Genomic DNA, 4336 nt, shown 5'->3' with positions numbered 1-4336 from the left:
GCGGGTCACGTTAGGCATCGGGGTCCAACCACCATCTCATTGCTCGACCTCTGCCGTTTCCACACACTCGTATTCTCTTTCATCATCCGGGGTGGCGCGAGCCGCCTCACGCAATGACCGTTAGTTCTGGCGTACCAGTACTGCCCTCTTTTCGCCCCGCCCGGCCGCTTCCCACGCAGACGCCGCGCACGATCTCACGGGCGGAGGTCACCGAGCAGCCCGAGGTGGCAGCGCGGCACCGCTTCTTCCGGCGCATCGCCCGCCGCTAACGCCACCGGTCGCGGCAAATTTCCATGGCCTGGCGCCGGCTGGTGACGTCTGATCGACCGGCCCGGAATCTGGCCGGCGGCGGGCCTGCGGCCTACCGGCCGGCAGCGTGAGAATCGAGCCAGACGGCAAGCCCCTGGCTATTCAGGGTCAGGTCGGTCGCGAAGATCTCCAGGACCTCGTCGGTCGGCAAGCGACAGCCAAAGCGCTTCACCTCGTCCAGCAGCAGTTGCGCCAGCCCGGCACGAATGCGCCCATCGCGATCGGCGACGGACCCGCGTACACCTCGGGCGATGCGAACATGCGCGTCGACCAGATCGTGCAAGCGGGCAGCCTGCGCCGCGACGTCCCCGACCTGGCTGTAATGGGTCAGACAGACGAATTCCGGCTGGTACCCCATCAGCAACTCCAGTGAAGCGTGCATCGCTTCCGGATCGAACTGCACCGGGGTCGTCGTCGGAAAAATGAACTGGCGACCGTCGGTATCGAGCTCGCGATACGAGAGCCCGAAGATGTCGCCAGTGAAGATGCCGCCGCTCTGGCGATCGACCAGGCTGATGTGGTGGCGCGCGTGCCCCGGCGTATCCCGACAGAGCAACTCCCGACCGGCGAGATCAAGCGTCAGTCCATCCGTCGCCGGGATGATTCGCTGCTCCTCGATCGGCAGGATCCGACCATACAACCGATCTACTTCGGCCGCGCCATAGACCGCCGTCACGCCGGCGATCAACCTTGATGGATTGACCATGTGTGCCACACCCCGTGGATGCACCACCAGGCGAGCATTGGCGAAGGCGCCCATCATCGCCCCCGCGCCACCCGCGTGATCAAGGTGCACATGGGTCAGGACGACGTAATCGACGCAGCCCGCGCCCAATCCCAGAACCCTGAGCGCCTCCAGCGCATGGACCAGCGAGGCTGCTGTGCCGGTGTCGACGATCACCACCCGGCCGTTCTCGACGATCAGGTGAATGGCCGCGTGTAGCGGCCGGACATAGCCCGCGTCCACCGCGTAGAGGCCATGCTCAAAAGCGCTTAGAGCCTGCATCCGTATCCGTCTCCTGCTGGTCAGGCAGCGATTATAATTGCCCTTGTCACGAGCTTGTGACACGCTGCCTTCTTTCCCTTGCTTAGCCGACGCGATGACGCATTTCTTTGCTGATGATGGCGAGAAGATCCACGTTCAGGTTTCCGGCGATGGATCGCCGATCCTCATGCTGCACGGCTGGACGGCCAGCCATCGCGAGTGGCTCCCCTTCCTCGACCAGATCACCCCGCACCATCGCGTCTTCCGCTGGGATGCCCGCGGCCACGGTGGCCATCGCCTGTCGCAGAACACAGTGCCGACCGTCCAGCGCATGGCGCAAGACCTGCGAAACCTGATCGACCATTACGCCCTCGACGAGCTGGTCGTCGTCAGCCATTCGATGGGCGCCTTGACGCTCTGGCAGTACATCGAGCAGTACGGCTGCCGGAACCTGCGCAAAGTCACTTTCATTGACCAGTCGCCAAAATTGCTCACCGATGACGGCTGGTTGAACGGAATCTACGGCGACTTCGATCGTGAAAGGTCGGCAGCCTTCCTGAAACATCTCGACGACGACTTTGCCGAGTCGGTCCTGCGACTGGGCGGGATGGGGCTGAACCATCGCGCCCGACAGAAGTACCAGGAGAACTCACCGGGCCTCGAGAAAGCGCGGCAGTGGCTCCGCGAGCAGGATCCTGTCCCGCTGATCGCTTGCTGGGAAAGCCTTGCCGAAGCCGACTACCGGGCGACTCTCGAGAAGATCGATATTCCGGCGCTGCTGGTTTATGGCGGCGCCAGCAATTACTACCGGAGCGAGACGGCACACTACGTCAAGAACCGCATCGCCGGAGCGATCCTGCGGATCTACGAAGACACCGACCACTCGCCACACCAGTGGGAGCGTGACCGCTTCGTCCGCGACCTGCGCGAATTCATCGATTCCCCCTGAGCCGACTGGCGAATTTCTTGCGAAACTTCGCCAGCTTGGGGCTGACGACGACTTGACAGTAGCCTTGATCGGGGTTCCGGGCAAAGTAGTGCTGGTGGTACGCCTCGGCGGCAAAAAACGGTGGCGCGGGCAGCAGTTCGGTCACCATCGGCGCGGTCCACAAACCCGCATGGTCGAGTTCGGTCATCAGCCCCGCCGCGACCTGCTGTTGCCCGGGGGTGTGGTAGAAGATCACCGAACGATATTGCGTTCCGACGTCATTGCCCTGGCGGTTTCGCGTCGTCGGATCGTGGATGGCAAAGAAGACCTCCAGGATGTCTCGATAACTGCAGAGTCCGGGGTCGAAAGTGATCTGGACCACCTCGGCGTGACCCGTCCGTCCCTCACAGACGGCGGCATACGTCGGGTTGGCGAGCGCCCCGCCGCTATACCCCGAGACCACCGACTCAACGCCGATCATCTGTTCAAATACCGCCTCCAGGCACCAGAAGCACCCGCCGCCGAGTGTTGCGATTTCGCGATTCGATTCCATGCCCTTCCTTTCCGCCAACTTGCTCAACTCCTGAATTCAGTGCCTATGAACTTCCGTCGCCTCCACACCCGAGTTGCGCCCGCTCCGGAAGTTCGCTCGCATCCGACCTGCTCACGCACCGAGCACGCTGTTCAAGGACGAGACCTCTTCAGCCGAATCCGCAAGCAAGGCACCAAGCGCTTCCGCATCGAACAGATCGGACAAGGAGTTGGCGGGCGCCGCGTCAGAAAGCGTTGGATCTCGCCATCCGTGCTCCAGACTGGCCAACCTGTTGGCAACAAAAAGCACGTCAGCCAGCGTTTTTACCGTCGCCACGACGCGATCGAGATCGTGCCCCTGGATGACCGTCGCCACCTCTTCAGGCAAACCCATGGCAGCCAGCAAGGCGTGTCCGATGTTGCCATGCCAGTCCACCAGCAATTGATGCAACTCGGCCCGGTCGTCGCTCACCTGCGGGAAGCTTGCGGCCCGGGATAGCAGGTAGAACACCCCGATATCATGGATCAGGCCGGCGAACATTGCTTCGTCGGGGTTGATCCCGGTCAGCCGGCGAGCCAGCACCCGGCACAACGCGGCGACGTGTATGGAGTGTTCCCACAACCGTAGAGAAAGTGCTTCGAAGGCGACCATCTTCTTGGAACTGAGCAGTTGTTCAATGGCTACGGCGAACGAGAGACCGCGCACGGCTTCCATGCCGACCTTGGCAATGGCGCCATTCACGGCGAGGATCGGTCGCCCCGAGCGATTCATCGCCACCGAGTTGGCCAGACGAATCACCTTGGCGCTGAGCAAGGGTTCGGCACTAACCAGCGTGCCCAGTTCCTCGATACTCAGCTTGGGATTCTTGAGCGCGTTGCGAACTTTCAAGGTGATATCGAGGAACGTCGGAAAGCAGATCGATTCGCCGGAAAGGTCGCGGGCGATATCTTCCAGCATGCGGAAGCTCAGCGCCCGTACGTCACTCTCCGGGAACCGGACCGAAACCACCAGCCGGGACGCGCCCAGATCCAGCTCGTCACCGTCCGCAAGGGCCTGCTCGACACCGTTCCTCAACTCGCGACCATTCACGCGATTGGGATTTCGGCTCTGTGCGGTCAGAAAATAGCGGCCATCGAGGAAGCGTACCGTCGCGTGGATCGTCGAAACAGAGGCATCATGCGGCAAGGCCAGCCGGTTGTCCGGGGTACGCCCGATGCTGCCGCCAGCCTCATCGAATTCCACTTCATACGGTGCCGGAAGCTTCTCGCCCTTGCACGAGAGAACGCGTAACGTCAGCATCTTGTGCTCCCCGCAATCATCTGTTGCCTCGCCAATCTTCCACCAAATTGAGCCCGCCCACCAGCATTCTCGAGGTCGATGCCGACCAATCGTATGCGGTAACCACGGAAACCGCGCCCTGGCTGACACTCGTCCCTGAAGAGATCAGCACCCGCGCCCCTAGCAGCCTGTCGGACTTCACGCTGGCCAAGCCGGCGCGTTTCACCATACACAACAATCAAGCCGGATTTTCGTGATTTTCCCGCTTTTCCGAGAGTTTTCCCCTCATTTTCCCTACTGTGGG

At 62.0% G+C, this 4336-nt stretch carries 5 protein-coding genes; 2 read left to right on the top strand and 3 right to left on the bottom strand.

What is annotated here, in order from left to right; all coding sequences use genetic code 11:
• Positions 1–361 precede the first annotated feature (361 nt).
• The gene (locus Q1L50_RS13915; RefSeq protein WP_300339731.1) at positions 362–1315 is read right to left on the bottom strand and encodes an MBL fold metallo-hydrolase; all 954 of its coding nucleotides are present in this window, start codon (positions 1313–1315) and stop codon (positions 362–364) included.
• A gap of 94 nt (positions 1316–1409) precedes the next feature.
• On the opposite strand from Q1L50_RS13915, the gene Q1L50_RS13910 reads away from it, so the two are divergent.
• A complete protein-coding gene (locus tag Q1L50_RS13910; RefSeq protein WP_300339729.1) occupies positions 1410–2243 on the top strand; it encodes an alpha/beta hydrolase in 834 nt (277 codons plus the stop codon).
• Here the strand turns inward: Q1L50_RS13910 and msrA are convergent.
• Positions 2227–2775, bottom strand: coding sequence for a peptide-methionine (S)-S-oxide reductase MsrA (gene msrA / locus Q1L50_RS13905; RefSeq protein WP_300339728.1), 549 nt, complete (start codon positions 2773–2775; stop codon positions 2227–2229). The genes Q1L50_RS13910 and msrA overlap by 17 nt on opposite strands.
• 111 nt (positions 2776–2886) lie before the next feature.
• Entirely contained in the window at positions 2887–4053 is a 1167-nt protein-coding gene (locus tag Q1L50_RS13900; RefSeq protein WP_300339726.1) for an HDOD domain-containing protein, read from the bottom strand.
• Positions 4054–4100: 47 nt separating this feature from the next.
• On the opposite strand from Q1L50_RS13900, the gene Q1L50_RS13895 reads away from it, so the two are divergent.
• Positions 4101–4289, top strand: a complete 189-nt coding sequence (locus Q1L50_RS13895; protein WP_300339725.1) for a hypothetical protein — start codon at positions 4101–4103, stop codon at positions 4287–4289.
• Positions 4290–4336 lie beyond the last annotated feature (47 nt).

The sequence above is a fragment of the Accumulibacter sp. genome (genome assembly GCF_029255145.1).
Taxonomy (GTDB): Bacteria; Pseudomonadota; Gammaproteobacteria; order Burkholderiales; family Rhodocyclaceae; genus Accumulibacter.
This window is presented reverse-complemented; position numbering and strand designations above follow the sequence as displayed.

What these genes read in the sequence shown, in the direction of transcription:
- Q1L50_RS13915 (WP_300339731.1), bottom strand. Translation starts at nt 1,315, where the DNA reads ATGCAGGCTCTAAGCGCTTTTGAGCATGGCCTCTACGCGGTGGACGCG.
- Q1L50_RS13910 (WP_300339729.1), top strand. Translation starts at nt 1,410, where the DNA reads ATGACGCATTTCTTTGCTGATGATGGCGAGAAGATCCACGTTCAGGTT.
- msrA (WP_300339728.1), bottom strand. Translation starts at nt 2,775, where the DNA reads ATGGAATCGAATCGCGAAATCGCAACACTCGGCGGCGGGTGCTTCTGG.
- Q1L50_RS13900 (WP_300339726.1), bottom strand. Translation starts at nt 4,053, where the DNA reads ATGCTGACGTTACGCGTTCTCTCGTGCAAGGGCGAGAAGCTTCCGGCA.